General features: G+C 67.9%; 16 protein-coding genes, 1 tRNA gene and 2 pseudogenes. 3 read left to right on the forward strand and 16 right to left on the reverse strand.

Features of this window, described 5'->3' with window-relative positions; translation table 11 throughout:
* Nucleotides 1-3: 3 nt before the first annotated feature.
* From QT17_RS09330 to panC, 4 genes are read right to left on the reverse strand one after another with little or no spacing between them, the layout of a single operon-like run.
* Nucleotides 4-1278, reverse strand: coding sequence for a thymidine phosphorylase (locus QT17_RS09330; protein ID WP_039459413.1), 1275 nt, complete (start codon nucleotides 1276-1278; stop codon nucleotides 4-6).
* A gap of 30 nt (nucleotides 1279-1308) precedes the next feature.
* Nucleotides 1309-2226: a class II fructose-1,6-bisphosphate aldolase gene (gene fba / locus QT17_RS09335; protein ID WP_039459416.1), complete on the reverse strand. Its 918-nt coding sequence runs from the start codon at nucleotides 2224-2226 to the stop codon at nucleotides 1309-1311.
* Between the two features lie 52 nt (nucleotides 2227-2278).
* Nucleotides 2279-3385, reverse strand: coding sequence for a type IV pilus twitching motility protein PilT (locus QT17_RS09340; protein WP_039459419.1), 1107 nt, complete (start codon nucleotides 3383-3385; stop codon nucleotides 2279-2281).
* Entirely contained in the window at nucleotides 3382-4212 is an 831-nt protein-coding gene (gene panC, locus QT17_RS09345) for a pantoate--beta-alanine ligase (RefSeq protein WP_039459423.1), read from the reverse strand. Before panC ends, QT17_RS09340 begins: the two co-directional genes overlap by 4 nt.
* A 21-nt stretch (nucleotides 4213-4233) precedes the next feature.
* Between panC and QT17_RS09350 the strand changes: the two genes are divergently transcribed.
* On the forward strand, nucleotides 4234-4515 hold the full coding sequence (locus QT17_RS09350; protein WP_039459425.1) for a hypothetical protein: 282 nt from the start codon (nucleotides 4234-4236) through the stop codon (nucleotides 4513-4515).
* Here the strand turns inward: QT17_RS09350 and rsfS are convergent, their stop codons facing one another.
* From rsfS to QT17_RS14760, 11 genes and pseudogenes are all read right to left on the reverse strand, one after another.
* Complete coding sequence (gene rsfS, locus QT17_RS09355; protein ID WP_039459428.1) at nucleotides 4516-4857, reverse strand: ribosome silencing factor; 342 nt, start codon at nucleotides 4855-4857, stop codon at nucleotides 4516-4518.
* A gap of 6 nt (nucleotides 4858-4863) precedes the next feature.
* Nucleotides 4864-5961 carry an LCP family protein gene (locus QT17_RS09360; protein WP_039459431.1) on the reverse strand — a complete coding sequence of 366 codons (1098 nt, stop codon included), beginning with the start codon at nucleotides 5959-5961 and terminating at the stop codon, nucleotides 4864-4866.
* Entirely contained in the window at nucleotides 5951-6508 is a 558-nt protein-coding gene (gene yqeK, locus QT17_RS09365; RefSeq protein WP_039459433.1) for a bis(5'-nucleosyl)-tetraphosphatase (symmetrical) YqeK, read from the reverse strand. Before yqeK ends, QT17_RS09360 begins: the two co-directional genes overlap by 11 nt.
* Nucleotides 6483-7043 carry a nicotinate-nucleotide adenylyltransferase gene (gene nadD, locus QT17_RS09370; protein ID WP_039459435.1) on the reverse strand — a complete coding sequence of 187 codons (561 nt, stop codon included), beginning with the start codon at nucleotides 7041-7043 and terminating at the stop codon, nucleotides 6483-6485. Before nadD ends, yqeK begins: the two co-directional genes overlap by 26 nt.
* A gap of 1 nt (nucleotide 7044) precedes the next feature.
* A pseudogene (obgE, locus tag QT17_RS09375) lies at nucleotides 7045-8187 on the reverse strand (GTPase ObgE); the annotation flags it as partial.
* Between the two features lie 108 nt (nucleotides 8188-8295).
* Nucleotides 8296-8553 (reverse strand): 50S ribosomal protein L27, encoded by a 258-nt coding sequence (gene rpmA, locus QT17_RS09380; RefSeq protein ID WP_039459437.1) that lies wholly within the window; start codon nucleotides 8551-8553, stop codon nucleotides 8296-8298.
* Between the two features lie 3 nt (nucleotides 8554-8556).
* On the reverse strand, nucleotides 8557-8862 hold the full coding sequence (rplU, locus tag QT17_RS09385) for a 50S ribosomal protein L21 (RefSeq protein ID WP_039459700.1): 306 nt from the start codon (nucleotides 8860-8862) through the stop codon (nucleotides 8557-8559).
* A gap of 100 nt (nucleotides 8863-8962) precedes the next feature.
* Nucleotides 8963-9038: transfer RNA gene (locus QT17_RS09390), tRNA-Ala, on the reverse strand.
* A gap of 37 nt (nucleotides 9039-9075) precedes the next feature.
* Nucleotides 9076-9302, reverse strand: a pseudogene (secG, locus tag QT17_RS09395) (preprotein translocase subunit SecG).
* A 60-nt stretch (nucleotides 9303-9362) separates the two neighbouring features.
* Nucleotides 9363-9878 carry a hypothetical protein gene (locus tag QT17_RS14480; RefSeq protein ID WP_015716433.1) on the reverse strand — a complete coding sequence of 172 codons (516 nt, stop codon included), beginning with the start codon at nucleotides 9876-9878 and terminating at the stop codon, nucleotides 9363-9365.
* Nucleotides 9879-9898: 20 nt separating this feature from the next.
* On the reverse strand, nucleotides 9899-10453 hold the full coding sequence (locus QT17_RS14760) for a transposase family protein (protein ID WP_014629763.1): 555 nt from the start codon (nucleotides 10451-10453) through the stop codon (nucleotides 9899-9901).
* A 58-nt stretch (nucleotides 10454-10511) separates the two neighbouring features.
* On the opposite strand from QT17_RS14760, the gene QT17_RS09410 reads away from it, so the two are divergent.
* Entirely contained in the window at nucleotides 10512-11444 is a 933-nt protein-coding gene (locus QT17_RS09410) for a threonine/serine dehydratase (protein WP_039459439.1), read from the forward strand.
* A gap of 22 nt (nucleotides 11445-11466) precedes the next feature.
* The gene (locus tag QT17_RS09415; RefSeq protein WP_039459442.1) at nucleotides 11467-13098 is read left to right on the forward strand and encodes a formate--tetrahydrofolate ligase; all 1632 of its coding nucleotides are present in this window, start codon (nucleotides 11467-11469) and stop codon (nucleotides 13096-13098) included.
* On the opposite strand, the gene carA is transcribed toward QT17_RS09415, so the two are convergent.
* Nucleotides 13095-14270 (reverse strand): glutamine-hydrolyzing carbamoyl-phosphate synthase small subunit, encoded by a 1176-nt coding sequence (carA, locus tag QT17_RS09420; protein ID WP_039459444.1) that lies wholly within the window; start codon nucleotides 14268-14270, stop codon nucleotides 13095-13097. The two genes, QT17_RS09415 and carA, sit on opposite strands and share 4 nt — an antisense overlap.
* Between the last annotated feature and the right edge of the window lie 12 nt (nucleotides 14271-14282).

Genomic DNA, 14282 nt, shown 5'->3' on the forward strand with positions numbered 1-14282 from the left:
ACCCTACCCTACCGCCTCGAGGACCAAGGGGCTGGGGCTTGCCGCCTCACCCAGGACGAAGGCCTCCCGCAGGTGCGCCAAGGCCTCCTCCACCCCCCGGCCTCGGTGGTGGAGGAGGGCCAGGGCCTCGCTCCGCTCCACCCGGTCCCCGGGCTTCTTGAGGAGGTAGACCCCCACCCCGTGGTCAATGGGCTCGCCCTTCTTGCGCCGCCCACCCCCTAAGGCCAGCACCGCCAGGCCCACCCGGTAGGCGTCCACCTCCCGCACCACCCCGGCCTCCTCGCTCCTTAGGGGAAGCTCCTCCCCCAGGGGAAGGAGGGAGAAGTCCTCCACCACCTTGGGGTCGCCTCCTTGGGCCTCGAGGAAGGCGCGGAACTTCTCCAAGGCGGCCCCGCTTTCCAAGGACTTCCGGGCAAGGCCTGGGTCTAAGCCCTCCAGAAGAAGCGCCTCCTCGGCAAGCCGCAAGGCTACCTCCACGAGGTCCTTCGGGCCTTCCCCCTTAAGGGCCAAGATGGCCTCCCGTACTTCTATGGCGTTCCCCACCGCCCGGCCCAAGGGGGCCTCCATGCTGGTGAGGAGGGCCTTCACCCGCCTTTTTGCCCCTTGGCCGATCTCCACCATGGTCCTCGCCAGGAGCCGGGCCTCCTCCAGGGTCTTCATGAAGGCCCCCTTGCCCACCTTCACGTCCAAGACGATGCTCCGCGCGCCGGCGGCGAGCTTTTTGCTCATGATGGAGCTGGCGATGAGGGGAATGCTCTCCACGGTGGCGGTGGCGTCCCTTAGAGCGTAAAGCTTCCCGTCCAGGGGGGCGAGGTCGGAGCTTTGCGCGGCGATGACCAGGCCAACCCTCCTGGCCCTTTCCAAAAACTCCGCCTCTGTCATCTCCCCCCGCCAGCCGGGCACGGACTCCAGTTTGTCAATGGTCCCCCCGGTGTGGGCCAGGCCCCGGCCGGACATCTTGGCGAAGGTGCACCCGCTGGCCGCCAGGATGGGCCCCACCACCAGGCTCACCTTGTCCCCCACCCCGCCCGAGGAGTGCTTGTCCACGGGGTGGGGCAGGCCCGAGAGGTCCAGGACCTTGCCCGAGTAGGCCATGGTTTCGGTGAGCCAAAGGGTCTCCTCCCGGTCCAGACCCCGGAGAAAAGCGGCCATGAGCCAGGCGGCCACCTGGTAGTCCGGGACCTCCTCCCTTAGGGAGCCGAGGAGGAAGGCCTTTAGGTCCTCTTTCCGGTGCTTGCCTCCTTCCCGCTTCTCGCGGATGAAGTGCACGGGGTTCATGGGCCCATGCTACGCCAAAGGCCCGGGCCTTTAGGCCTTGCCCACGGAGCCGAAGAGCTCCATGCGGCTTTTCACCACCTCCTTCACCGCCTCCCGGGCCGGGCCCAGGTACTTCCTGGGGTCAAACTCCTTGGGGCTTTTGCCCAGGCTTTCCCGGATGAGGGCGGTGAAGGCCAGGCGCAGGTCGGTGTCGGTGTTGATCTTGGCCACGCCCAGGGCGATGGCCTTCTTGATGTCCTCGGGGTGGATGCCCGCCGCCTCCCCGATCTCCCCCCCGGCGGCGCGGAAGCGCTCCACGAGCTCGGGCGGCACGGCGCTCGCCCCGTGGAGGACCAGGGGGGCGGGAACGAGCCCTGCGATGCGCTCCAGGCGGGGGTGGTCAATGAAGGGGCGGCCCTTCCCCTTGTAGGCCCCGTGGCTGGTGCCGATGGCCACCGCCAGGTAGTCGGCCCCGGTGCGCTCCATGAAGATCCGGGCCTCCTCGGGGTTGGTGAGGAGGGCGTCCTTCTCGTCCACCGCCACGTGCTCCTCAATCCCCGCCAGGCGGCCCAGTTCCGCCTCCACCGTGACCCCCACGGCGTGGGCCGCCTCCACCACCCGCTTGGTCTCCCGGACGTTGGTTTCAAAGTCCTCGTGGGACTTGTCAATCATGACGCTGGTGAAGCCTTCCCGGAGGGCCTTGAGGACGCTCTCGTAGCTGGAGCCGTGGTCCAGGTGGATGGCCACGGGCACCCGCGCCTCCTTGGCCAGGGCCACCGCCATCTGGGTGAGGGCCCGGCCCCCGTACTTCATGGCCCCCTCGGAAAGGGCCAGGATCACTGGGCTTTTGAGCTCCTCGGCGGCCTCGAGGATGGCCTGGGTGAACTCCATGTTATTGGTGTTGAAGGCCCCCACCCCGTAGCCCTCGGCCCGCGCCTTTTTGAGGATTTCCAGTCCCGTCACCAGCATAAACGCCTCCGCCCGGGATTATACCCCGGGCGTGGAAGCGTGGAAACCAAGTCTAGTAGGCCTGCCCCGTGGCCTTGGTGAGGAGGAGGCGGAACTCGTGGGGGCTGGTGGCGGCGGAAAGGGCGTCCTCCAGGGAGATGAGCCCCTGGGTGTAGAGCTCCACCAGGTGCTGGTCAAAGGTGCGCATGCCGTGGATGCCCCCCTCCATCATGGCCTCCTTGATCTGCGGGGTCTTGTCCTCGTCCTTGATGAGCTCCCGCACGTACGGGGTGGCGATGAGGACCTCCAGGGCCAACACCCGCCCCTGCCCGTCCGCCCGGGGCAGGAGGCGCTGGGAAAGGATGCCGAGGAGGGACTCCGCCAGGAGGATGCGCACCTGCTGGTGCTCGTGCAGGGGGAAGAACTCAATGATGCGGTTGATGGTGCGCCAGGCGTCTAAGGTGTGCAGGGTGGAAAGCACCAGGTGCCCGGTCTGGGCCGCCATGAGGGCGGCCTCCACCGTTTCCTTGTCCCGCATCTCCCCAATGAGGATCACGTCGGGGTCCTGGCGCATGGCGTACTTGACCCCGGAGTAGAAGCTATCGGTGTCCAGCCCCACCTCCCGCTGCACCACCAGGCTCTTTTTGTGCTTGTGCAAAAACTCTATGGGGTCCTCAATGGTGATGATGTTCTTGGCGTAGTGCAGGTTGATGTGGTCAATAAGGGCCGCCAGGGTGGTGCTTTTGCCGCTTCCCGTGGGCCCGGTGACCAGGATGAGGCCCCGTTCCTTGGCCGCCAAGCCCTCCAACACCTCCCGGGGCAGGCCCAAGGCCTCAAAGCTGGGGATGACCTCCGCCACCACCCGCATCACCAGGCCAAAGCTTCCCCGTTGCCGGAGGAGGTTGCAGCGGAAGCGGGCCACCCCGGGGATGGTGTAGGCGAAGTCCATCTCCTTGCGGTACTCCAGCTCCTCCTGCTGCTCGGGGGTGAGGAGGGCCCGCACGATGGCCTCGGTGTCCTTCGGGGTCAGGGGCCGGTTGCCAAAAGGCCTAAGCTTCCCGTCCACCCGCACCACCGGAGGGGCCCCCGCCTGCAGGTGGATATCCGAGGCCCGGGCCTGGACCATGGCCTTGAGCATCTCCAGGAGGCTTTGCTTTCCCTCTTGCAGGGCCTCGCTCATGGGTAGACCTCCAGGTTGTCAATGAGCCTGGCTTCGGGAAAGCGCCCGGCCACGATGCCCCTGGCCCCCTCCACCCAGTCGGAAAGGGGCAGGAGGGTTTCCGGGTGCACCAGGGCCAAGTAGTCCTTCCTAAACTCGGGGACCTCCGCCAACACCGCTTCCCCCGCCCTCAGGGCCTCCGCCACGCTGCCCCCTTTCCCCGCCACCTCCCGCATGGCCGCAAGGGCCCGGTAGAGCACGTTGGCCTTCTTCCGCGTTTCGGGGGAGAGGTACACGTTGCGGCTGGAAAGGGCTAAGCCGTCCTCCTCCCGCACCGTGGGCACCCCCACCACCTCCAGGGGAAAGCCCAGGTCCCGCACCATCTTGCGGATCAAGAGAAGCTGCTGGTAGTCCTTCTCGCCGAAGTAGGCCCGGCTAGGCCCCACCAGGAGGAAAAGCCGGGCCACCACCGTGGCCACCCCTTGGAAGTGGCCGGGGCGCACCGCTCCTTCCCAAAGGGCGGTGAGGGGGCCTTCCACCGACACCCGGGTAGCGAAGCCTGGGGGGTACATCTCCTCCACGCTGGGGGCGAAGAGGAGGTCCACCCCCGCTTCCTCCAGAAGCGCCCGGTCCCGCTCCAGGTCCCGGGGGTAGCGGTGGTAGTCCTCCCCCGGCCCGAACTGCAAGGGGTTGACGAAGATGGAGACCACCGTAAAGGGATTTTCCGCCCGGGCCCTTCGCACCAAGGCCAGATGGCCGGCGTGGAGGTAGCCCATGGTGGGCACGAAGCCCACCCCCTCCCGGGGCAAGGCCGCCCGGAGTTCCGCCACGGTGCGAACCACGTTCACGGGGCCCAGTATACTTTGCCCGTGGGCAGGAAAAAACGGGAAGAGAAGCTCAAGAAAAAGGTCCTGAAGGAGTGGGAGGCGCGCCGGCCCAAGACCTTCCGCGAAGCCCTAAAGTATTTCCCCGGGATCTTCCTCCGCACCACCCTGGTGATGCTGGGGGCGGTGGCCTTGATCCTCTTGGCCGCGGCCTTGGGGCTCAAGGTGGCGGAGAGCTTCTGGTTCCAGCTCCTGGTTTACCTGGGCTTCTACGTGGCCTTTCAGCGGTTCATCATGGGGCCCTTGGCCCCGCCCAGGATCAAGTAGCTAGAGCCGCTCAGCGTCGGCCCAGAAGCCCTCGAGGTCGTAGTACTCCCGGGCCTCGGGGGTCATGAGGTGGACCACCACCTCCCCGTAGTCCAGCACCACCCAGCGGGGGCTCTGCCCCTCCGTGGGCCGGGGGAACAGGCCCTCCTCCTCCAGCTTCTCCTGCACGTGCCGCCCCAAGGCCTCCAGGTGGGGGGCGCTGGTGGCGCTGGCCACCACAAAGTAGTCCAGGCTCTCAGAAACGGCCCTGAGGTCCAGGGCCACCACGTTCTCCGCCTTCTTTTCCCAAAGGAGATCCTTGATGCGTCCGACGAGCTCCACCGCCTCCTTGGTCTTCACCATCTAGCCTCATTGTAGCAGGTCCTTCCCCAGCTCCACCAGCACGCCCGCCAGGGGCCGATGGGGGGCGAGGAGGGGCAGGTGGAAGAGCTCGGCGTAGTAGAGCCCGGCCAGGGGGTCTTGGGTGTAAACGGCGCTTTTGGCCACCTCCGCCTCCTCCAACACCGGCCTCACCCCCTCCTTTTCCAAAAGGGCCTGCCCCCAGCGCAAAAGCGCCCCCTCCCCCCGCAGGACCACCGGGGCCTCTGGGGGTGCCGCGGGAGGGCTTGCGCCGAAGAAGGCGGCGAGGAAGCGGGCCCGGGCCTCCTCGTCCACGTAGAGGAAGGTGCCTGGGCCTTCCCGGGTGGGCAGGGTGGCCAGGGAAACCTTTAGCCCCCGAAGGGCGGGCAGGTAGCCCAGGACCTCCTCCAAGGAGAGGTCGGTGTCCAGCTCCGCCCAAGCCTCCCGCAAGGCCAGGACCAGGGCGGGCCAGGTGCGGGGGTCTTGCGCCTTGCGCAGGACCTGGACCACCACCTCCTTGATGCGGTCCAGCCGGGCGTAGTCCCCCAGGGCGTCGTGCCGGAAGCGCATGTACTTCACCGCCTCTTCCCCGTTTAGATGGAGGCGGCCTGCGGGGAAGTCTATGAAGAGCTTGGCCGCCCGGTCGGTGTAGCGCATGGGCCTTTCCAAATAGACCTCCACCCCCCCCACCGCGTCCACCACCCGGGCCACGCTCTCCAGGGTGAGGATAAGGTGCCTTTCCGCCACCATCCCCGTGGCCTCGGCCACCGCCCGCTTCAAGAGCTCCGCCCCGCCCCGGCCGTAGGCGGCGTTCACCTTGCCCCCCACCACGGGGCTATAGAGGTCGCGGGGGATGGCCACCCCCTTGGCCTCCTGCCCCTTTAGGCGCAGGTAGAAGATGGTGTCGGTGCGGGAGCCGGGGCCGCAAGGGGTGTGGTAACCGCAGTAGTCAATGTCCCGGGCCGCCACCACCACCCCCATCTCCGGCAAGGCCCCCGCCCGCACGGGGCGCACCGCCTCCTCCTTCCCCGGCCGCGGCAGGGAAAGCACCGCCCCTAGGGCAAAGAGGGAGAGGGCCAAGAGGAGGAAGGAAACCCTAGGGCGCATACTGGAGCCGCTCGTACACCGCTAGGGTCTTGGGGTGGACGGGGATGCCCTTGCTCTGGAGGTAGTTCACCTTGTTCACCACCGCCTTCCGGTAGGCCTCCAGAAGCTTCCCCGAAAGGGCGAGCTCCCGGATCTCCCCGTTCACCCCCCTCCCCGGCTCGGAAACGTCGGCCACGTAGAGGGCCATGCCCAGGGCGTTTTCAGGGAATACCCCGTACACGTGCCCTTCTATGGCCTCCAGGACCTCGAGGTCCTCCACCCCCCACGCCTCCGCAAGCCTCCGTGCCGCCCGGCCGTGGAGGGCCAAGGGGTGGGCCTTTTCCACCTCGTTCTCCGGGGGGGCCAGGCGCACAAGCTCCTCCAAGGGAAGGTCCCGGGCGGCGTCGTGGAGAAGCCCCGCCAGGTAGGCCCGCTCGGGGTCTAAGCCGTTTCGCTCGGCGATGGCCCGGGCGAGCTCCGCCACCCGCAGGATGTGCGCCCACCGCTCGGGACGCACCAAGGGCTTTACCTTCTCCACCAGCTCAGCGGTAAAGGGCGTGCTTTTCAAGGTACACCTCCACGGCCCGGGGCACCCAGTAGCGCACGGAAAGCCCCTGGCGGATGCGCCGCCGGATCTCGGTGCTGGAGATGCCCACCTCCGGCACCCAAAGGGGCACCACGGGCACGGGCATGGCCTCCAAAGGATACCCCGGGCGGGCCACGGCCACCAGGGTGGCGAGCTCGGGAAGGCGGTGCCCCTCCTTCCAGGTGAGGACGTCCCGGTAGGCGTCGGCCCCGGTGATGAAGAAGAGCTCGTCCTCAGGGAAGAGCCTCCGGGCCTCCTCCAGGGTGTCCACGGTGTAGCTCGGCCCCGGGCGGTCCAGTTCCAGCCTCGAGGCCAAAAACCGCCGGTCCCCCGCCGTGGCCAGGAGGACCATCTCGTAGCGGGCCTCCGGGGGGGCCACCGGGGTCTTGTGGGGAGGACGGGCGGCCACCACGAAGAGGACCTGGTCCAGGCCCAAGGCGCTCGCCGCCTCGCTGGCGGCGATGAGGTGCCCCAGGTGAATGGGGTCAAAGGAGCCGCCGAACAGGCCGATCCGCACCCTAGCCCTCCGGGATGTACTCAAACTCCATCCCCCCAAGGCGGACCACGTCCCCCGCCCGCACCCCCTTGGCCCGGAGGGCCGCCTCCACCCCGTGGCGCCTGAAGACTTCCTGCAGATACCCCGCCGCCTCGGCCAGATCGCCTTTAATCCGCTTCAGGTAGCGCTCCACCTCGGGGGCCCGCACCTCGTAGACCCCCTCGGCCACGGGCACCACCTCCACCCCCGCCCGCACCTCTTGGCGGAAGGCGGGCTTGGGAAGCTCGGGGGCCGGGGTGGCCTGAACCAGGCTCCAAAGGGCTTCCTTTAGGGCGTCCAACCCCTCCCCGGTTAGGGCGCTCACCGGCAGGACGGGAAGGCCCTCGGGAAGGAGCTCCGCCACCTTGGCCTCCACCTCCTTGGGGGTAAGGAGGTCCACCTTGTTCAAGGCGATGAGGGCCGGGCGGAGGAGGAGGGCGGGGTCGTAGGCGCCGACCTCCTGGCGCAAGGTGGCGAGGGTCCGCCTGGGCTCCTCCGTGGCGTCCAAAACGTAGAGGAGGACCCGGGTGCGGCCGATGTGGCGCAGGAACTCCAGGCCCAAGCCCCGGCCTTGGCTCGCCCCCTCAATGATCCCGGGGATGTCCGCCAGGGTGAAGCGGGCCTCCTCGGAAAGCTCCACCACCCCCAGGTTGGGGCTTAAGGTGGTGAAGGGATAGGGGGCGATCTTGGGGTGGGCGTGGGTGGTGACGGCCAGCAGGCTGGACTTTCCGGCGTTGGGATAGCCCACGAGGCCCACGTCGGCGATGAGCATGAGCTCAAGCCGGAGCCGGCGCTTTTCCCCCTCCTCCCCCGCCTCGGCGAAGCGGGGGGCCTGGCGGGTGGGGGTGACGAAGTGGACGTTCCCCCGCCCCCCTTCCCCGCCCCGGGCCACCAGGAGGACCTCCCCTTCCTGGGTTAGGTCGCCCAGAAGCTCCCCGGTGTCGGCGTCGTAGACCCGGGTCCCCCGGGGCACCTCAATGTAAAGGTCCCTGCCGGAGCGGCCGTGCTGGCCGCTTCCCTTGCCGTGCTCCCCGTCTTCGGCCTTGTAGGTGCGCTTGGGGAGCTCGGAAAGGGAGTCCACGCTCCCCCGGGCCCGCAGGTACACGCTCCCCCCCGCCCCCCGTCCCCGCCGTCCGGCCCCCCCTTGGGCACGAACTTTTCCCGGCGGAAGGAAACGGCGCCGTCGCCGCCCCTGCCGGCGGCGACGGTGATGAGGAGAACGTCTTGGAACACCTTACGCCAAGGGGCGCACGTGCACGAAACGGCCCAGACGCCCCTTGTCCTGGAACTCCACCACCCCGTCCACCAGGGCGAAGAGGGTGAAGTCCCGGCCCATGCCCACGTTCTTGCCGGGCTTGAACTTGGTGCCCCGCTGGCGGACCAGGATGTTGCCCGCCCGCACCACCTGGCCGCCGTAACGCTTCACGCCCAAGCGCTTGGCCTGGGAGTCGCGGCCGTTTTTGGTAGAACCTAGACCCTTTTTATGCGCCATGGCTCACCCCTGGATCTCCTTGATGAGGATCTCGGTGTAGGGCTGGCGGTGCCCCTTCTTGCGCCGGTACTGGACCTTGGCCTTGAACTTGGAGATGGTGATCTTCTTGCCCCGGCCGTGGGCCAGCACCTCGGCCACCACCTTGGCCCCCTCCACGAAGGGGGTTCCCACCCGCACCCCCTCGCCCCCCAAGAGCAGGACGGGGAGCTCCACGTGGCTGCCGGGCTCGGCGGCCAGCTTCTCCACCTTGAGCTTAAGCCCGGGCTCCACCCGGTACTGTTTTCCACCCGTCTTGACGATCGCGAACATGGCCTTCCCCTTCCCGAAGCCCCAAAGGGCCCACCGGTCTTCCACTATACCCAAGCCACGGGCTTCCCGCAAGCGGAAGCCCCCCTTGCGGGGGGCTTTCTGGTGGAGCCGAGGGGATTCGAACCCCTGACCTCCTCAATGCCATTGAGGCGCGCTCCCAACTGCGCCACGGCCCCAGGCAACGCCTATGGTACCGGGGGGAGGGGCCACTTGTCAACGGGGCCAGAGGCCGATCAAGAGGGCCAAGGCGGCGAAGACCACCCCCAGGACCACGGTGAGGCGGTAAAGGCCCCCGGTGACGCCGCGGGCGGAGAAGAGGTCGGTGGAAGCGCCCATGAGGTCCCCGGCCCCCTGCTTGGGCTCTGCACCAGGACCAGGTAGACCAAAAGCCCGGCCACGCCCAGGTAAAGGAGGATGACGAGGGTGTAAAGGAAGTCCATACCCCTACCACTTTAGCGCCCTTGGGCGGGGGTGTCCACCCTGGCATGCAGACTTGACCGCTATACCGCATAGAGCCCCAGGAAGCGCAGGGCGGAGAGGGGGTTGAAGGAGAAGGCCTCCAAGGCCGCCTTCTTCTCCCTGACCCCTTGGCGGTGAAGCATGGAGACCAGAAAGGCCCGGAGGGCCGCCAAGACCTGTGCCCCCACCCCCCGCACCTGGCAGGCATCCTCGTGGAGGAGAACGTCCCGTACCCAAAAGGACCGGTTCTCTACCTCCCACCGGTAAAGGAGAAGCTCCCCAAGCCGCCTCGCCTCCGCCACCTCCGGCCCCAAGCTGGTGAGGGCGTAGCTCACCGTCCGCCGCACCTCCCCCGTCCCCTTGTGCCTCACCTCCCGCTCCATCCGCACCACCTGCCTGGCCCCAGGGAAGGCCCGCACCTCTTCCGGCAGGTAGGGGGAAGCCCAAACCCGGTAGGTCCACACCTCCCCATCCCGCACCAGATTCCACACCGCCTCGGTCTCGCCAGGAAGCCGCCTCTCCTCCATGCCCTTGAACACCTCCAAGGCCCACTCCAAAAGTTCCCCCTGGTTAGCCTTCAGGACAAAGAGGTACGCCCCCCTTTTTGCACCACCTTCCCCGCTAACTCCGGGTACAGGTACCCCGCGTCCCCCACCACCACCTTCCCCTTGAGCCCCTCCGCCCCCAGGCGGTCCAGGAGCTCCAAAAGGGCTTGGTCCTCCCTCCCCTCCGCCCGGGCCTGGGCCAGGGTGGTATGGAGGTGCAGGGCCAGGACCTCCACCAGCTTCACCTGGGCGCTTTTCCCCTTGCCGCTTCCCCGCAGGTGCTTCCCGTCTACCACCAGGACTTCCCCAAGGTCGGCTTCGGGGAAGACCTGGAGGAGGGCCGCTTGGAGCTTTTCAGGATCCAGGCGGTGAAGGAGAAGGGTGATGGCGGTGTGGCCTGGGGCCTTGCGCAGGCCCAGGTGGGGCAAGAGGTGGGGGTTGGCGCGGGCGAAGCGTTCCACGCCCCTCAGGGAGTCCACGCGGGAAAGAAAAGCCACCAGGATGAGGGCCAGGAGGCCCCAAAGGGGGTACTGCCGGTTGCGGGCCCGGGGGTCGGGGATCTGGGACAGGGCTTCGCGCAGGGTCATGCCCCCTCTTTACTCCAGGAGCCGCATATAGGTCAAGTCTGCCTGGCATGATGGGGGCATGGACCTCGCCGACCTCTACGCCGCTTTCCGGCGCATCGCCCCCTACACCCACCGCACTCCCCTACTCACCTCTAGCCTCCTGGACGCCATTTTGGGCAAGCGCCTCCTCCTTAAGGCCGAGCACTTGCAAAAGACGGGGAGCTTCAAGGCGCGGGGAGCCCTTTCCAAGGCCCTCGCCCTGGAAAACCCCAAGGGCCTCCTGGCGGTTTCCAGCGGCAACCACGCCCAGGGCGTGGCCTACGCCGCCAGGGTGCTTGGGGTCAAGGCCCTCATCGTCATGCCCGAGGACGCAAGCCCCTTCAAGAAGGAGGCGGCCAAAGCCTACGGGGCCGAGATCGTGGACCGGGGCGTCACGGTGGAAAACCGGGAGGAGGTGGCCCAGGCCCTCCTCCAGGAAACGGGCTACGCCTTCCTCCATCCCTTTGACGACCCCTTGGTGGTGGCGGGGCAGGGGACGGTGGGCCTGGAGCTTTTGGCCCAGGCGGCAAAAAAAGGGCTTTTCCCGGAGGCGGTCCTGGCCCCCGTGGGTGGGGGTGGGCTCCTCGCCGGGGTGGCCACGGCGGTGAAGGCCCTTTCCCCCACCACCCGGGTCTTGGGCGTGGAGCCCCTGGGGGCGGACGACGCCCGGCAAAGCCTCCTCCGCGGGGAGAGGGTGCGCCTGGAAAAGGCCCCCAAGACCCGGGCGGACGGGGTGCGCACCCTAAGCCTGGGGCGGTTCACCTTCCCCATTCTGAAGGAAAAGGCGGACGGGGTCTTGGCCGTGAGCGAGGAGGCCATCCTCGAGGCCGAACGCCTCCTCTTCACCCGCGCCAAGCAGGTGGTGGAGCCCACGGGGGCCTTGCCCCTGGCGGCGGTGCTGGAGCACGGGGCGAGCCTGCCCAAGACCCTGGCCCTGGTGCTTTCCGGGGGAAACCGGGACTTCTCTCCCTAGAGGGAAGGGGTAAGCTTACGCCGTGATCGTCAAGGAAGCGCTCTTACCCATTGAGGAGGTGGCGGCCAAGCTGGGCCTGGGCCGCGAGCGGCTTTACCTCTACGGCCCCCACATGGCCAAGGTCCTGGGCGACCCCCCCAAGGCCAAGGGGCGCCTCATCCTGGTCACCGCCATCACCCCCACCCCGGCGGGGGAAGGCAAAACCACCACGGCCATCGGCCTGGTGGACGGCTTGTGGCGGCTGGGCAAGCGGGCGGCCTTGGCCCTGCGGGAGCCCTCCTTGGGCCCGGTCTTCGGGGTGAAGGGCGGGGCCACGGGGGGCGGGAAGGCCCGCATTGAGCCCCGGCACGAGATCAACCTCCACTTCACCGGGGATTTCCACGCCGTGACCTCGGCGGTAAACCTGCTCAACGCCCTCTTGGACAACCACCTGCACCAAGGGAACGAGCTGGGGATTGACCCGAGGCGCGTGGAGCTCAAGCGGGCCATTGACATGAACGACCGGGCCCTGCGCCACATCGTCTTGGGCCTGGGGGGAAAGGCCCACGGCGTGCCCCGGGAAGGGGGGTTTGAGCTCACCGTGGCCAGCGAGGTCATGGCCCTCATGAGCCTGGCCCGGGACTTCAAGGACCTGAAGCGGCGTCTGGGGGAGATCCGCCTGGGCTTCACCCTCGAGGGCAAGCCGGTCTACGCCAAGGACCTGGGGGCGGTGGGGGCCATGGCCGCCCTCCTGCGCCAGGCCTTCTGGCCCAACCTGGTGCAGACGGCGGAGGGGAACCCCGCCTTCGTCCACATGGGGCCCTTTGGCAACATCGCCCACGGCACCAACTCCGTGCGGGCAAGCCTCTTCGCCCTGGGCCTGGCGGACTACGTGGTCCAGGAGGCGGGCTTCGCCACGGATTTGGGCATGGAGAAGTTCATGAACGTGGTGGCCCGCACCACAGGGCTCGTCCCCGAGGCGGTGGTCCTGGTGGCCACCATCCGGGCCCTGCGCTACCACGGGGGGCAGGACGCCTACGAGATGCCCGACCTCAAAGCGGTGAAGGCGGGCCTGGCCAACCTGGAAAAGCACGTGGAAAACGTGCGGCTTTTCGGCTACACCCCGGTTTTGGCCCTGAACCGCTTCCCCACGGACCTCCCGGAGGAGATCGCCCTGGTGCGGGACTTCGCCCGGGAGCAGGGCCTGCCCTTCGCCTTGAGCGAGGTGTACGCCAAGGGGGGCGAAGGGGGCCTGGAGCTGGCGGAGAAGGTGCTGGAAGCCCTCTCCCTTCCCCACGCCTACCGCCCCCTCTACCCCTTGGAAGCCCCCTTGGAGGAAAAGGTGGCGGCCATCGCCCAAAAGGTCTACGGGGCCCAGGGGGTGGAGTGGAGCGAGGAGGCCAAGCGGGCCCTTAAGGCCGCCAAGAAGGAAGGGTGCGAGGCCTTGCCCGTGGTCATGGCCAAGGCCGCCACCTCCTTGTCCGATAACCCCAAGCTCCGGGGCAGGCCCACGGGCTTCACCGTGCGGGTCACGGACCTAAAGTGCCGCTTCGGGGCGGGCTTCGTGGTGGTCTACATGGGCGGGATTGAAACCCTCCCCGGCCTGCCCAAGGTGCCCCAAGCCCTGCGGATTGACGTGGACGAGGAGGGGAACATCCGGGGCATGGACTACTAGACCCCGTGCCGGTCGGGGCGGCTTTTCTCCACGGGGAGGCCCGTGGCCCCGTGGAAGGCCTCCACCTCCTCCAAGAAGCGGCGGAAGAGGTAGAGGGCGTCGTGGGGCCCGGGGGCGGCCTCGGGGTGGTACTGCACGGAGAAGACGGGGTAGCGGGCGTGGGCCATGCCCTCGAGGGTCCCATCGTTCAGGTTGATGTGGGTGGGGCGGAACTCCTTGAGGGAGTCTATGTCCACGGCGTAGCCGTGGTTTTGGCTGGTGATCTCCACCTTGCCCGTGAGGAGGTTCTTCACCGGGTGGTTGGCCCCCCGGTGGCCGAACTTCATCTTGTAGGTGCGCCCCCCCGCCGCCAAGGCCAGAAGCTGGTGCCCCAGGCAAATGCCAAAGGTGGGCAGAAGCCCCATAAGCTTCCAGATGGTCTCGTGGGCGTAGCGGGGCATGGAGGGGTCGCCGGGGCCATTGCTGATGAGGAGGCCATGGGGCTCCAGGGCCATGATCTGGCTCGCCGGGGTCTTGCCGGGGACCACGATCACCTCAAAGCCCAAGGCGGCCAGGTTCTCCACGATGGCGTGCTTGATGCCAAAGTCCATGACCACGATGCGCCGCCCCGACTTCAAGGTGGGCCAGGCGTAGGGCAGGGGGGTGGAGACCTCAGGGGTCATGTCCCGCCCGTCAATGTCCGTCCAGGCCTTGGCCTCCTGGCGAAGGGCTTCCAGCTCCTCCTCGGTGAAGGCGTGGTCGGGGGTGCCGTAGAGGCTTGCGTGGGCGATCACCCCCTTCAAGACCCCCCCTTCCCGGATCTTGCGCACCAGGGCCCGGGTGTCTATGCCCTCAATCCCCACCACCCCGTAGAACTCCATGAACTCCCCGATGGTCTGCTGGGCCCGGGGGTTGGAGGCCACCCGGCTGAACTCCTTGGCCGCGAAGCCCCGCACCCAGGGGCGGTTGGACTGCATGTCATAGACGTTGACCCCGTAGTTGCCCTGGTGGGGGTAGGTCATGACCACGATCTGCCCGTGGTAGCTGGGGTCGGTCATGATCTCCTGGTAGCCCGTCTGGGCGGTGTTAAAGACCACCTCCCCCACCGTCTTCCCCCGGGCGCCGAAGGCGTAGCCGCGGTAGACGGTGCCGTCTTCCAGGACCAAAACGGCGCGCTCCTTTACTCCCGCCATTCCCCCTCCATC

It is taken from the genome of Thermus sp. 2.9, assembly GCF_000794385.1.
In the GTDB taxonomy this organism is placed as follows: domain Bacteria; phylum Deinococcota; class Deinococci; order Deinococcales; family Thermaceae; genus Thermus; species Thermus thalpophilus.